Source organism: Vibrio tubiashii, from assembly GCF_028551255.1.
GTDB lineage: Bacteria > Pseudomonadota > Gammaproteobacteria > Enterobacterales > Vibrionaceae > Vibrio > Vibrio tubiashii_B.
In genome coordinates, this window is sequence record NZ_CP117030.1 from 535,947 (window position 1) to 549,127 (window position 13,181).

Here is a 13,181-nt window from a genome sequence, read left to right on the forward strand (position 1 = left end):
TTAGCCACCTTTAAAGCTGAGCAATATGTTGAGCAATAGAATCAATACCAAAGCGAACCGGGTCTGTCACAGGTACCTTGAATTGCTCTTGCCAATCGGCGCATAAAGCGCGCGCTTCCTCTTCACTGATTGCTGAGGTGTTTAAGCTTATGCCAACAATCTGAACATTGGGGTTAGTGAGCTTCGCAGCGGCTAAGTTGGCTGACAGTGTCTCTTCGATTGAAGGGACAGGGCAATGAGGTAGATGGCGAATATGCGCTCGTCCGATTTCGTGACAAAGCACCAGAGCGTCTGCCTGAGCGCCATGAAGTAACCCGAGACTAACGCCAGCAAAAGAAGGGTTAAAAAGCGAGCCTTGGCCTTCGATAATATCCCACTCATGATCTGTAAAGTCAGGACTAATCGCTTCTACTGCACCTGAAATAAAATCTGCTACTACGGCATCGACTGAAATACCCGAACCCTCAATCAAAATGCCCGTTTGCCCAGTGGCCTTAAATCGCGCATCTACGGAGTACTTTTTGAGAGCCCTTTCAAGTGCTAGGGCAGTAAACATTTTGCCAACTGAGCAATCGGTGCCGATGGTTAAAAGGCGCTTACCGAGACGTTTCTTACCATTCCCGACTGCAAGTGACTGATCAAAGTGGCGTACATCGTGAAGTTGGCATCTGCCTTGTTCTTGGAGCAACTTTAACTGAGGAATATCGGATAGGCGGCTATGCATTCCAGACGCAATGTTGAAGCCCATTTCAGCTGCTTGAATTAACGTCTGTTGCCAACTCTTTGGGATAACGCCACCTGCATTGGCGGTGCCTATAACTAGGGTTTTGACGCCTTGCTCTTTCGCTTGTTGCAAGGATAACTCAGGTAAATCTAATGACACGGCTTCTTCGTTCAGCCTCAGTTGCCCCTTACAGGTTTCTGGGCGCCACAGGGCAATGCCACGGGCTGTTTTGGCTGCGATTGGATCAGTAACATCGCCAAGAAAGAGAAGGTAAGGTTGAGCAATTGACATAAGCATCCTTGTTATTGATTGTTTGCAATAACAAGACTTTATCTAGGTGCAGAATTTGTTTCGAATGCTTATCTATTTGTTGGATATAACGTTAGGTTATAGGCTGGCGTCAAGCTGTTCCACAAACCACTTGGCCGCGATCGATAATGGGTAGTGCTCTGCATGAAGTAGAGAAACAGAGACTCTAATGGCAGGTTCGAGCTGAGCGGTTTGCACCTTGTTCTGATAATGCTGCGCTGTCCATGGGTCTACGACCGCGTTACAGTTTCCATAAGTGACAAGCTCTGCGGCGGCGCTGTAGCTTCTTACTGAAATTTTAGAATGATAGCTGGCGTCTACCGCATGAATAGCTTGGTGAAGTCGCAACCCTAATGGATCGCGCGTATCTAGCCCAACTAAGGGGTATTCATTCTCTATAAGTTCTGAAAGTGAATAGCTAGCTTGAGCAGAACTCTTCAGTGGCGTTAATACCGTCATCTCTTCGTTTAGTAGCTCGCGCCTTACGATTGCTGGTGGCGTTTCGTCACCAAACCCAATCGCTAAATCTAGCTCATTTTTGATCAAAACATCGCATAACTCGTCGCGGTTACCAGTAGAAATTTCAACGGTATAATCGGTTTCGCGGCAAATTTTATCTACGATGGGGGCAAGTAAGATGGTAGCAAGAATCGGCGGAGCGCCAATCGTCAGGTGTTTTTCTCCTGCTTTGATTTTGTTGGTCAGGTTTCTAAATTGTCCTAGCTGTTGATAAACCTTTTCTGCTTCAGGTAACAGCAACTTGGCCTCTTTAGTTGGGATCAAACGCCCTTTAACGCGTTCAAATAGGGCAAAACCTAACTGCTGTTCGGTGTGAGATAAAACGCGGGTGACATTGGGTTGGGAAACAAAAAGCTGTTTTGCTGCGCCGGAAACAGTGCCTGTTTTCATTACTGCATAAAACACTTCAAGCTGTCTTAAATTCACCGCTGACGATCCCTTCGCTCATTTATCCTTCAATCACTTTAAATGAATTTAGGTATTTAAAAAAGAAGCCTTTTTCGCTATTGACCTGTCTACTAGTGTAGGTTTTACTATCCGGCTCGCCAAAATAAGGCTAAACAGTGAAGAGGTGCTGCCACTATGTTTATTGGATTTGATTATGGAACCGCGAATTGCTCAGTTGCAACGCTAGTCGATGGACAGGTGAAACAGATTCCTTTGGTTGGAGAGGATTTTTATATACCGTCAACCTTGTGTGCTCCAACGTCAGAAGTGGTGTCGGAATACCTATTTAGAATCCTAGGAATTAAGCCCTCTGATGCAGCCGGAGAACAGATGCTTCGTCGTGCGATTAAACTCAATGCCGAAGAAGGCCTGGATGTGCGCAGTGATGATGTTAAGTTTGGCCATGAAGCGCTCAACCTCTATTTAGAAGACCCTCAAGACGTTTACTACGTTAAATCGCCCAAATCGTTTTTAGGTGCAATGGGGCTGCGCGATATGCAGTTGTCATTTTTTGAGGATCTGGTGTGTGCCATGATGGCGAACATTCGCCAACGAACGGAGGCGGTTCTAGAGCAAGAGGTGACCCAAACCGTGATTGGTCGCCCGGTGAACTTTCTTGGTCGAGGTGGAGAAGAGTCTAACATTCAAGCCGAAGGTATCTTACGTCGTGCCGCTTTAAGGGCGGGCTTCAAAGATGTCGAGTTTCAGTTTGAACCTGTTGCCGCTGGGTTGGATTATGAAGCCTCATTAGAACAGGATAAAAATGTCTTGGTTGTCGATATTGGTGGTGGTACTACAGACTGCTCGTTCTTACGCATGGGGCCAACATGGGCGGGAAAACAAGATCGTAGGGATTCACTGTTAGCCCACTCTGGTCAAATGGTAGGTGGTAACGATCTAGATATTTTTACCGCGTTTAAGCAGTTTATGCCTGAGTTTGGTATGGGAACGCAAAATCTAGCAGGGTTAGAAGTGCCGACTACCCAATTTTGGAATCCTATTGCCATTAATGATGTTCAAGCACAGCGTAAGTTCTATGGTCATGATAATCGAAAACAGTTGCAACTACTGATTAAGGAAGCGCAGAACCCAGAAAAACTACGCCGACTATTCGAACTATATCAGGGCACACTGGGATATGCCGTCATCAGAGAAGCCGAGCAGACCAAAATTGCGTTGGGTGATGAAGAAAACTATCAAGCGCAAATTCAGTTGATTAATGAGTTGGTCTCTATTCCTGTCTTAAAATCGGATATGGAAGAGGCTATTTCAGTTCCGACTGAGAAGATTAAAGCGTTAGTCAAAGAAGCGATTAATCAAAGCGGCATTCAGCCCGATGTGGTCTATATGACAGGAGGCTCTGCTCGCTCACCGATCTTAAGAGGCGCAGTGAATGCGATATTGCCATCTACCCCTATTGTTAGCGGTAACTATTTTGGTTCAGTGACGGCTGGGCTAGCACGTTGGGCAAGCATTATCTATACGTAACTCACAGATTTATAACATGTATTTGCATATAGAGAGATCACAGTTTTGCTTGTTATTTATGTCTCATAATTGATTAACCTATTAGTAATTGAATTATTGCACCTAAGTTCTGGATTTTTGTCACAGAAATACCACAATTTAATTATATATTTAACATTGGCACTAAGTTTCACGTATTAGAAGCCACACATAAATAATGATTAAAATAAGGAATTGCTGTAATGAGGAATTTAGGTTTTAGAAGACTCTTACTTATCTCCATCATTGCTTTGGTTGTTTTTTCGGTCTCTATTTCAAGCTATGTTGCTTACGTTGAACAGAAAGAAACGCTGGTCGATTTAATTACGAGTAGTAACCAAGGGTATGTGGAAAGTGAAGCCGAGCAGATAGAGAATAAACTGAATGAGAAGGTGGCGGGTTTAGATAAACTCGGTAAACAATTCGAAAATGCACCTATTACCGGTACTGAACAGGACTTTATCAATCTCACTCACCTTATCGCTGGTGGAATGAATTTGAACAGTTCCGTCGTCGCGTTTACCAATGGTGACGCATACTGGAACCAAACGGCAAAGACTTGGCCAAATCATAAATACAACGGCGACGTGACAACCAGAAGTTGGTATCAGCTCGGACGCCAAAGCAGTTCAGCAGCGATGACAGAGCCATATTTGAGTAGCGATGGCGATACCTACTGGGTTTCGATTGTGCGTAAGACCATGAGTGGTATGATTTCGGTCGATATGCAGCTCGGCTTCCTAAACGAAATTGTAAAAAACGCCAATGAGATCCCCGGTGCCGTTGCCATGATCATTAACCATGACAATACGGTTTTGGCTTCTTCGGTTAAAGAAGTTGTTGCTGGGGAGAAGGCTGAGAAATACCCATGGCTTAGTGATGTCGCGAAACGAACCGTGGGCGTAAAGGAAGTAGTCTATGACGGGTTTATGGGTGACAAAGAGAAGCTTTTCTTCTCTCACCAAATCAACATCGCGGGCAACAGTTGGTACTTTGTTATTGGGCTAGAAAAAAGTGTCGTATTTGCTGATTTAGCCGCTGCTCGCCAAAGTGCAATCGTCACTGCAGCGATTGCGACGATCATTAGTGTGGTTTTATCTCTGTTGATAATGAATGTTCTCTATCGCCCAATCCTGATTCTCAAAGAGACCATTGTTAGCCTAAGCCAAGGGGATGGAGATTTAACGCAACGCATTGAAGTGAAGACCAATGACGATCTTGGACAGATTTCCGAGGGGGTCAATGCCTTTATTAACAACTTACAAAGCATGATGTTAGAAATTCGAGAGGTCACGGATCACCTGAATGAAAACGTTGATCGAATGAAAGATCAAAGCCAGCGTAATAGCGTCATTCTTCAAAACCATGTGCAAGAAACCGAGCAAGTCGTGACGGCAATTGAAGAGATGAACTCAACCGCAGAATCAATGGCGACGGATGCAGCAAACACTGCTCAGCTCACGCATAAAGCAAGTGAAGCGAGTGCGACATCAAAGAATACCGTCACACTGGCGCAAAACAATGTTCAGGACTTGGTTGATGATGTCAGTACGGCTTCTGAAAATGTAAATAACATGGCATCAGAAACCGATGGAATTAACACAATATTGGGCGTGATTGGTGATATCGCAGAGCAAACCAACTTGTTAGCGCTAAACGCTGCAATAGAGGCTGCCCGTGCAGGTGAGCAAGGTCGAGGCTTTGCGGTTGTTGCTGATGAGGTACGTAACCTAGCGAGCCGCACTAAAACCAGTACTGAAGAAATTGAAGCGGCGCTAGGAAGTCTGCTACGTGGTAGCCAGTCTGTTGTAGATTCGATGGACTCGACCAAACAGAAATGTGCACAAACTGCTGAAGGTGCAGGTGAGGTAGCAGAGAGCTTAGATGTAATGACTCAATTCGTTACCGATATCAATGACTTGAGCACTCAAATTGCAACGGCGGCTGAAGAGCAAAGTAGCGTGACTCAAGAGTTGAGCCGCAATATGTCAGCGATTAATGACATAGTTGGTGAGTTGGACAGTAATGGCCAACAGGCTCTTGAGGAAGCTCAGAATATCTCTGATATGAACCAGAAATTAACTGGAATAGTGGGTCGATTTAAACTCGATTAATAACAAAAAGAGGCACTGTAAAGTGCCTCTTCTCTATCCGTTGCTTGAGCTTAACGACGCGCCCAAACACCCCAACGAACCACACCAATAACTTCAATTTCACTTTCGTCAATCGTATTGATAGGGTTGCGATCTGTATCTTCACCGTACCATACGTGAACTTTGTCAGCGATCTTAACCAAGGTGAAAAAGTCTGGAGTCGGGTTATTACCGATACGCGCGAGGACAATATCATCGTTCGCCCACTCTTTCTCTTTAGTGATAAGAGCATAGCAGCTCCAATTTCTGGACATAGCGCCTGTTACTGGGTAGATGACACCGAAGCAATCGGCATATTCTTTTGCGACAGGCATTGTGTCTACAGGAGTCGCGTCTGCGGTAGTTAGATGTTTATGCACATCTGTACGCTTATAGATATTGATGGTCGCTGCTTCTGAATCAGATAACAGGTTGATTGTTTCTTTATCTGTTGATTTGTCACCTATACCAAAGCATAGCCAGTGTGGTTCGACTTCAAGAAAGCGAGCGATATCAGAAAGTTCTTCTAGACTTGGATAGGTGCGGTTACTTGATTTTGATAGATAGCGACCAATTGTTGCCTTACCTTTACCTATGCCTTGTGCCAGTGACGCGTTGTTCTCTCCACGCTCTTTCAAAAGAGCAATGATTCTGTCTTGGTAATTATCTTGCATCGATGGAAACCTTAACGGGTAAGTATTCTTCTCAAATATGAAACTACAGGAAAATATATGCTCTTTTTGAAAACCATGCAAGTCGTGATCTCTCAAATTTCCCGAGCAAGTTTCTGATTTGGGTGGATAATAATCAATAAATTGTATTTATTTCAAAAATGATTAACAGATTCTGCAACATACTAGTAGATAAGAGGTTATCAAAGTTTTGATTAAGGACAGCTGGCTTGTCCTAGAGAGGTTTTGTGTATTGCGGGTCGTGCAAGCCGTTATTAGAATGTCACTCTTTGGTTAACACACTAGACGAGTCGTTGTGGAAAAGGACAGTGGAATGAAAGATCAAATTGCTCAAACAGAGAAGCGCGCATTAAAGCTAGGAATAGCAGCGAACTTGGTGATGGCGTTTTCGGGTTGGGCAGCCTACAACTTGTCAGGCTCAGAGGCTTTGCTACTTGATGGCAATATGTCTTTTATTCTATTTCTGACGGCTATTGTGGCGTTAAAAATTACCCAAATAAAATCGTTACGTAGTGAAACCTATCCGTTTGGTTTATACGTAACAGAGGCGTTATATAGCCTAATGAAAGGCTTGTTGCTGCTAGGCGTTGTTATATCGGCAATCGTCAGTAACGGCTCAAAAATTGTCAGCTACTTAAATGGAGCGCAATTAACAACAATTAAAACCGGTGTGATTGTCTATTATGCGATTGCGATGGTGGCGATTTGTTGGGGGTTATCTGCGTTTTATTACTTTCAGAATAAGAAGATTGCTAACAGCAGCTCGATGCTTAAGGTCGATCAAAAATCTTCACTGATCGATGGCGTACTTTCTGCTTCGACCGGCGCTATTTTGGTTGTTATTGGCTACGTTCAAGTTGGCAGCCAGTTTGACTTCCTTCTTTATATTGGCGATGCGCTATTGGTTTTGATTTTGGCGTTACTGATGATTGGTCAGCCAATTGGCATTATTCGTGAGGCGTTTGTTGAACTTGCGGGTGGAAAACTGCAAAACGAACAGCAGCATCAAGAGATTTCAACTTTAGTGACAGATCATTTTGCTAATCAAGAAATAGAAAAGCTCAATATCAGCAAAACAGGATCTAGCTATCTGGTCGTGATTGGTGTGTCTTTGCAGCAGTTGCAGCAACACGATGAGGCATTATGGCGAGAGCAAAAAACGAAACTTACTCAAGTGCTGAGTAGTAAATATCCTTTTGTTGACGTAGAGGTGGTCGTTATCTAACGACCACTCGACAAGGAAGAGTTTAAGAGGCTAATAGTGGCTTCAACGAGTCGTTTTGATTGAGTCGAATCATCACACCGACGGCAACAAACATAACGGCGGCAGCCAGCATAAACCCATATTGAGTTGTGCCGTAGTGAGCCAGAGCTGCGATCACAACATAGCTGATGCTTTGCACCGAAGTTGAGAACATGGCTAGCCCTCCATCTACTCGACCACGTTGATTCACTTCAATAGTGTGATGCATCCAATTGGTACGTGCGATGCGATTTAATGCGTTAAAGAAGCCAAAAAACAGAGTAAATAGCAAGATATAGCCAGGATGTTGCGAGAGACTCATACCGACTAGGGTAAGTGCCACAACTGCCATAGAATACTGCATGGTTGTTTGGTGCGAGGTTAATGACAGCAGCTTGCTAAGTAATACACCAGTGAGCAGTGAACCTAAACCAAAAGTAATGTTATAGCCTGCATACCAATCACCAGAGACCTCATTTTCTGCAAACCAAATCGGAACCAATTTACCCAAAAAGGTCAGTATCGGATAGGAAAGGCAAGAGAGCATAATAAAAGCATAGAAGCGTGGTTGCTTAGCGAAAATATTCTTACTCTCTTTCATCTGCTCAAGAAACGGAACCTTGTGTGAGCTACGTAATTTTCTACGGTAGGGCGTTACGATATAACTAAGCGTTGCGATGCCCGAAGCGCTTGCCGCAAAAGCTGCGAACTCTAGCATTCCCCATGCTTGCAGTAATATGACGCCCAATGCACCCGCACCAAGAGTTGTGCCTTGCATAACGATCTCCTGCTTGCCTGAGATAGACGCGTATTCATGCAGATCGTAGTTTTCTTGAGTGAACGCATTATTAGTTGTCCAAGCTAAATTACTTGTTACCCAGAAAACAAGTTGTGCTGCGGCAAGTAACCAATGTGATCCGTCAGACAGCCAATAAGCAAAGAAGACAACCATAGCAGTTGCGGACTGAATCAATTGGACTAAAACCAGTAGTGATTTGCGCGAGTGTCTGTCGATCAAAGTAGAGAAAAACGGGGTAAGGACAAACGAGGTTGCGGTACAGGCGAGTGCGATTAGGGCGACAAAGGTGCCCATGTTTTCTGATTCAAGCATCACCCAAGGCAGGGCCATCATAAACAAGCCAGATGAAATACCATCAAAAAAGCGTCCGGAAAGATAAGGTAAGGTTCTGCTTTTTGCGAGTAGGTTCATTGAATTTTCCTTATGTATATTCGCCAACTTGGTGTTACTCTAAAACCTCAAGCTAACTTGAGGTAAAGCACTTTATTCAATTAATTTGGAGGCTTATATGGAAATGAGCGTAGGGGAAGTCGCAAAGCGTGCCGGAGTAAAAGTATCAGCACTGCATTTCTACGAACAAAAAGGTTTGATTCATAGTTGGCGCAATCAAGGCAACCAACGGCGCTATCATCGTAGTGTACTGAGAAGGATCGCAGTGATTAAAGCAGCACAGGAAGTCGGTTTAACGCTAGAGGAAATAGTTCACTCTCTTGATCAATTACCTAAGCATCAAGCACCAAATAGGCAGCAATGGGATCGCATGGCCTCAGGGTGGAAAGAGATGCTTGAGCACAGAATTTTGCAACTAAAAGCACTTCAAGATGATCTAGGGGGCTGCATTGGCTGCGGTTGTCTCTCGATGGAGTCTTGCGTGATTTACAATCCGCAAGACATTCGCGCAGAAACATTCAAAGGCAAAACTTTGCTGACCAATCCAGAGGAATGGTCACAGGGAGAGAGCGAATCCGAGTAGTAACGGCAGGGTTAAAATACTAAAGAAGTTGCCAAACAGAACCATTGAAGCCACCTTGGTGGGCTCTATTTGAAAGCGTTCAGCGAATAAGTAGTTCATCACGGCAGGTGGCAGCATGGTGAAAAGTACCATCATCTGTAATTGCATCGTTGGCAACGGAATAAAGAAGTAAATAACGGCGAAAGCAATCGCACCAGTAAACAGAGATTGCAATGTGCAAAGCAGACCAACCTTAAGGCCACTCATCCTCATATTACACATTTGAGCCCCTAAAGAGAGCAGCATCACTGGCACAGCCGCTTGCCCGAGCAAAACAGTTGCTTCATACAATGGTGACCAGACACCAATACCAGATAAATTGAGGATAAGCGCTGCGCTTGCGGCAAGAAAGATCGGCATTTTGATGATCTGTTTGAACGGATTCCCTTCACTGAGCAGCGCCAAACCAAGGCTAATGTGGATACAGGCAGAAACCACAAACAGTAAGACCGCAGAAGCGAGAGCAGTATCCCCAAACGTGTAAGTGAATAGTGGAATTGCCAAATTACCACTATTACGAAACATATGTGGTGGAGCCCAAGCTTTGTACCTCAGCTTAGACAGCTTACATACTGGAATCATTACCAGTCCCGGTAGCAGCACAGCAACGAGGGATGCAGTGAGCAAAGGCACTTGCTGAGTATCTAGCGGCATCGCAACCAGTGAAGAGAAGACTAGGGCAGGGGTAAAGGCATCCATGTTAATGCGATTGATCGGCTTGAAGTCGGGTTTTAACCAACGCCCAACAGAGTAGCCCACAGCCACTAATGCAAAAACTGGAAAAAGTATGCCTACGACTTGCTGAAACATGTCCTGCCCTGAACGTTTTAAATCCTAGTTGTCAAAGTAACTGATTTTTAGGTGATTAAACAGGTCAAGTGTGTAGTAATTTGATAAGTGCACGTCGTCGAAATGATCGATTTTGCCCAGCGGTGCGTAACAGGTTTCCGGAGCAGGACTATTGCTCAGTGAGGGTCACCCTCCCAATCATTAAGGAAGAAACTATGTTCAAATATTCGCTAATTATTTCGACCGCTCTTATCGCTCTTTTTACATTTGTGCTCCCTGCTCAGGCGCATGAACACGGTATGAAGAAAGCCGATATCGTAGACATAGCGGTTGAAAACGGCTCATTTAATACGTTGGTTGCTGCTGTTAAAGCTGCCGATCTTGTTACCGTGCTAAAAGGTAAAGGGCCTTTTACTGTGTTTGCTCCAACGGATGAGGCGTTTGCTAAGCTGCCCGAAGGGACTGTCGAATCTCTGCTAAAACCGGAAAACAAAGATAAACTCGTTGCAGTACTCACTTATCATGTAGTGCCAGGAAAAGTTATGGCAGCTGATGTCGTAAATCTCGAAAAAGCAACGACGGTGCAAGGTCAAGACATCACGATTAAAACAATGAATAACAAGGTAATGGTAGATAACGCCAATGTTGTTGCGACAGATGTGGTAGCGAGCAATGGTGTGATTCACGTTATTGACCAAGTGACTCTACCCAAGTAGCGCATTGTAACGAAATGGATAAGACAAAGCTTTAAGGGCTTTGTCTTGTCCATTTGTAGTATCGAATATAGACACAGTGAAACATATGAGAGAAGAGCTGCATATTACTCGCAAACAGTTTTCCCTTATGGAAGCGAGATATCGAGCAAAGCTAGTCAACAGCTTAACAGGTTTTAAAAGTGCCAATTTGATTGGAACTATTGATGACATGGGGAACGAAAACTTGGCGATTGTCAGTTCCGTATTTCATGTCGGCTCTAACCCACCTTTGATTGGTTTTATTAGTCGACCTAACTCGGTTGCGAGGCATACGTTAGAAAACATTTTAACAACTGAAGTTTTTACTATTAACTCAGTCGAAGCAGATATTGCCGCCATCGCACATCAAACTTCTGCTCGTTACGACAAGCAAGAATCAGAGTTTGAAGCAGTAGGGCTCACGCCATTTTTTGAAGATGGGTTTAGAGCCCCTTATGTATTTGAAAGCAGTTTGAAAATTGGCCTTAAGTTGACAGAGCATCACGTGATAGAAGCCAATAATACGGTATTAGTAGTTGGTGAAATTGAACAATGTCGATTTCCACAAACTGCGATTCAGCCAGACGGCTACGTCGATGCAGAGTCAATGGACATTGTGGCGATTAGCGGATTAGACAGTTACCATGTCACGCAAAGGCTTTATCGTCTCGACTATGCCAAGCCCGGTAAAAGTTTAAACCCGTTGTCGCTTTCTGGTCAGATAACACAATGGATCACTAACAAAGCTGAATTAGACTGAGCCTTGTTGAATGGTAGTTGAGTTAAGGGGTCGCCTCGTTAGAGCTTTCTATATTTTCTAAGAAGATCGATTGGTATATGACAGTAGTCATTGGGAAAGCGCGTCAATCTATCTTGGTGCTCTTCATCGCTTTTAACGTAATTGGTCAGTAGTTTGACCTCAACAGCAATTTTTTCGCTGTCTGGTCGATTGGCAATATAGTTCTTAGCCGCAATCAGATGAGCGTTGTTTTGGCTGTAGAATCCCGTGCGGTACTTTTCTCCAACGTCTTCTCCTTGCTGATTGACACTGTAAGGGTCAATTATTTCGAAAAGATAATCCATTAACTGTTCGACAGAAACCTTATCGGAATCAAATTGGGTGCGGACGCATTCTGCATAACCGTCATACTCGCTTGATGTTGTATTTGTGGTGCCGTTGGCTCGCCCTGCTTCGGTGCTCACCACGCCGGGCAAGTGTTTCATAAACTCTTGAACGCCCCATAAGCAGCCGCCAGCAATGTATATCTCTTCTAGCAAAATCATTATCCATTAAGTATTTGCGGTGATACTAGTACAGAATGCGTAGCTAATGAAGGACTAGGTTCCCCATAATGTTCGCGAGTTTCTATATGACTCTAAGTTGGTTCAAATTATTTTTTGCATAAGCACATAGGGTGAAATTGAAAAAGGCAGCTTAGAGTGCCAATTTGATGCCTTAAATTGGTGATTTGGAGGGGGTTTAAGTTGATGATTTTAAAGAAGTTGTTTTTGTGGAAAAACAATCACTTAGAGTGTTAGTCTTGCGTTCAACAAGGAGACACTATGATTACAAGCGACGCAATTTTTGAATTTGAAGACTTTAGTCACCAAGACTTACAAAACAGCCTTTTTGAGCGATGTCAGTTTATTAAATGTACCTTTGACAGAGCTGATTTGCGCGAAGCTAAGTTTGTCGACTGTCGTTTCATTGAACCACAGGCTTTGGAGTCTTGCAGCTTTCAGCATGCCAACTTAAAAGACGCGAGTTTTTCCAACTGTATGCTCGCCATGTGCCAGTTTACAGGCGCTGACTGCTTTGGAATTGAGCTACGTAAATGTGATTTGAAAGGTGCAAACTTCCAACGCGCTAACTTTGCCAATCATATTAGCCACAAAGCCTATTTCTGTTCCGCCTTCATTACAGGGTGTAATTTGATTTATGCCAATTTCGAAAGGGCATTGCTAGAGAAATGTGAACTGTTTGAGAATCGTTGGAATGGCGCCAACCTATTTGGTGCCAGTTTCCTTGGGTCAGATTTATCCAGTGGCGAGTTTAGCGCAGAACAGTGGGGGACTTTCAACATGGAACAGTGTGACTTAACCCACGTTGATTTAGAGGGGCTTAACTTACGTAGAGTGTCGATGACAGGAGTAAAAATTTGCGATTGGCAACAGGCTCAATTACTTGAGCCATTTGGCTTGATGGTGATTTAACGCTTAATTAAGCTGCTATATTAGTAATCTATAGGGCAGGTAGTAACATACCTGCCATGTC

At 43.9% G+C, this 13,181-nt stretch carries 13 protein-coding genes; 7 read left to right on the plus strand and 6 right to left on the minus strand.

What is annotated here, in order from left to right:
• Positions 1–10: 10 nt before the first annotated feature.
• A complete protein-coding gene (gene dgcN / locus LYZ37_RS17775; RefSeq protein ID WP_272788166.1) occupies positions 11–1,015 on the minus strand; it encodes an N-acetyltransferase DgcN in 1,005 nt (334 codons plus the stop codon).
• 96 nt (positions 1,016–1,111) lie between these two features.
• Positions 1,112–1,978, minus strand: coding sequence for a LysR family transcriptional regulator (locus LYZ37_RS17780; protein ID WP_272788167.1), 867 nt, complete (start codon positions 1,976–1,978; stop codon positions 1,112–1,114).
• 156 nt (positions 1,979–2,134) lie between these two features.
• Here LYZ37_RS17780 and yegD point away from each other — a divergent pair, with 156 nt between their 5' ends.
• A complete protein-coding gene (yegD, locus tag LYZ37_RS17785; protein ID WP_272788168.1) occupies positions 2,135–3,487 on the plus strand; it encodes a molecular chaperone in 1,353 nt (450 codons plus the stop codon).
• Positions 3,488–3,708: 221 nt separating this feature from the next.
• On the plus strand, positions 3,709–5,619 hold the full coding sequence (locus LYZ37_RS17790) for a methyl-accepting chemotaxis protein (protein ID WP_272788169.1): 1,911 nt from the start codon (positions 3,709–3,711) through the stop codon (positions 5,617–5,619).
• A 50-nt stretch (positions 5,620–5,669) separates the two neighbouring features.
• Here the strand turns inward: LYZ37_RS17790 and LYZ37_RS17795 are convergent, their stop codons facing one another.
• Complete coding sequence (locus tag LYZ37_RS17795; protein ID WP_272788170.1) at positions 5,670–6,311, minus strand: helix-turn-helix domain-containing protein; 642 nt, start codon at positions 6,309–6,311, stop codon at positions 5,670–5,672.
• Positions 6,312–6,642: 331 nt separating this feature from the next.
• Between LYZ37_RS17795 and LYZ37_RS17800 the strand changes: the two genes are divergently transcribed.
• A complete protein-coding gene (locus LYZ37_RS17800; protein ID WP_272788171.1) occupies positions 6,643–7,554 on the plus strand; it encodes a cation transporter in 912 nt (303 codons plus the stop codon).
• A gap of 22 nt (positions 7,555–7,576) precedes the next feature.
• Here the strand turns inward: LYZ37_RS17800 and LYZ37_RS17805 are convergent, their stop codons facing one another.
• Complete coding sequence (locus tag LYZ37_RS17805; protein WP_272788172.1) at positions 7,577–8,782, minus strand: MFS transporter; 1,206 nt, start codon at positions 8,780–8,782, stop codon at positions 7,577–7,579.
• A 97-nt stretch (positions 8,783–8,879) separates the two neighbouring features.
• Here LYZ37_RS17805 and soxR point away from each other — a divergent pair, with 97 nt between their 5' ends.
• Positions 8,880–9,344 carry a redox-sensitive transcriptional activator SoxR gene (gene soxR, locus LYZ37_RS17810; RefSeq protein WP_272788173.1) on the plus strand — a complete coding sequence of 155 codons (465 nt, stop codon included), beginning with the start codon at positions 8,880–8,882 and terminating at the stop codon, positions 9,342–9,344.
• On the opposite strand, the gene LYZ37_RS17815 is transcribed toward soxR, so the two are convergent.
• On the minus strand, positions 9,318–10,193 hold the full coding sequence (locus LYZ37_RS17815) for an AEC family transporter (protein ID WP_272788174.1): 876 nt from the start codon (positions 10,191–10,193) through the stop codon (positions 9,318–9,320). The genes soxR and LYZ37_RS17815 overlap by 27 nt on opposite strands.
• A 194-nt stretch (positions 10,194–10,387) precedes the next feature.
• On the opposite strand from LYZ37_RS17815, the gene LYZ37_RS17820 reads away from it, so the two are divergent.
• Positions 10,388–10,888 (plus strand): fasciclin domain-containing protein, encoded by a 501-nt coding sequence (locus LYZ37_RS17820; protein ID WP_272788175.1) that lies wholly within the window; start codon positions 10,388–10,390, stop codon positions 10,886–10,888.
• A gap of 85 nt (positions 10,889–10,973) precedes the next feature.
• The gene (locus tag LYZ37_RS17825; RefSeq protein WP_272788176.1) at positions 10,974–11,666 is read left to right on the plus strand and encodes a flavin reductase family protein; all 693 of its coding nucleotides are present in this window, start codon (positions 10,974–10,976) and stop codon (positions 11,664–11,666) included.
• Between the two features lie 38 nt (positions 11,667–11,704).
• Here the strand turns inward: LYZ37_RS17825 and LYZ37_RS17830 are convergent, their stop codons facing one another.
• Entirely contained in the window at positions 11,705–12,190 is a 486-nt protein-coding gene (locus LYZ37_RS17830; RefSeq protein WP_272788177.1) for a peptide-methionine (S)-S-oxide reductase, read from the minus strand.
• Positions 12,191–12,469: 279 nt separating this feature from the next.
• On the opposite strand from LYZ37_RS17830, the gene LYZ37_RS17835 reads away from it, so the two are divergent.
• Positions 12,470–13,120, plus strand: a complete 651-nt coding sequence (locus LYZ37_RS17835; protein ID WP_272788178.1) for a Qnr family pentapeptide repeat protein — start codon at positions 12,470–12,472, stop codon at positions 13,118–13,120.
• Positions 13,121–13,181: the final 61 nt, after the last annotated feature.

Excerpts from the sequence above, each read along its gene's own strand:
- dgcN (WP_272788166.1), bottom strand. The coding sequence starts at position 1,015 with ATGTCAATTGCTCAACCTTACCTTCTCTTTCTTGGCGATGTTACTGAT.
- yegD (WP_272788168.1), top strand. The coding sequence starts at position 2,135 with ATGTTTATTGGATTTGATTATGGAACCGCGAATTGCTCAGTTGCAACG.
- LYZ37_RS17790 (WP_272788169.1), top strand. The coding sequence starts at position 3,709 with ATGAGGAATTTAGGTTTTAGAAGACTCTTACTTATCTCCATCATTGCT.
- LYZ37_RS17795 (WP_272788170.1), bottom strand. The coding sequence starts at position 6,311 with ATGCAAGATAATTACCAAGACAGAATCATTGCTCTTTTGAAAGAGCGT.
- LYZ37_RS17800 (WP_272788171.1), top strand. The coding sequence starts at position 6,643 with ATGAAAGATCAAATTGCTCAAACAGAGAAGCGCGCATTAAAGCTAGGA.
- LYZ37_RS17805 (WP_272788172.1), bottom strand. The coding sequence starts at position 8,782 with ATGAACCTACTCGCAAAAAGCAGAACCTTACCTTATCTTTCCGGACGC.
- soxR (WP_272788173.1), top strand. The coding sequence starts at position 8,880 with ATGGAAATGAGCGTAGGGGAAGTCGCAAAGCGTGCCGGAGTAAAAGTA.
- LYZ37_RS17815 (WP_272788174.1), bottom strand. The coding sequence starts at position 10,193 with ATGTTTCAGCAAGTCGTAGGCATACTTTTTCCAGTTTTTGCATTAGTG.
- LYZ37_RS17820 (WP_272788175.1), top strand. The coding sequence starts at position 10,388 with ATGTTCAAATATTCGCTAATTATTTCGACCGCTCTTATCGCTCTTTTT.
- LYZ37_RS17825 (WP_272788176.1), top strand. The coding sequence starts at position 10,974 with ATGAGAGAAGAGCTGCATATTACTCGCAAACAGTTTTCCCTTATGGAA.
- LYZ37_RS17830 (WP_272788177.1), bottom strand. The coding sequence starts at position 12,190 with ATGATTTTGCTAGAAGAGATATACATTGCTGGCGGCTGCTTATGGGGC.
- LYZ37_RS17835 (WP_272788178.1), top strand. The coding sequence starts at position 12,470 with ATGATTACAAGCGACGCAATTTTTGAATTTGAAGACTTTAGTCACCAA.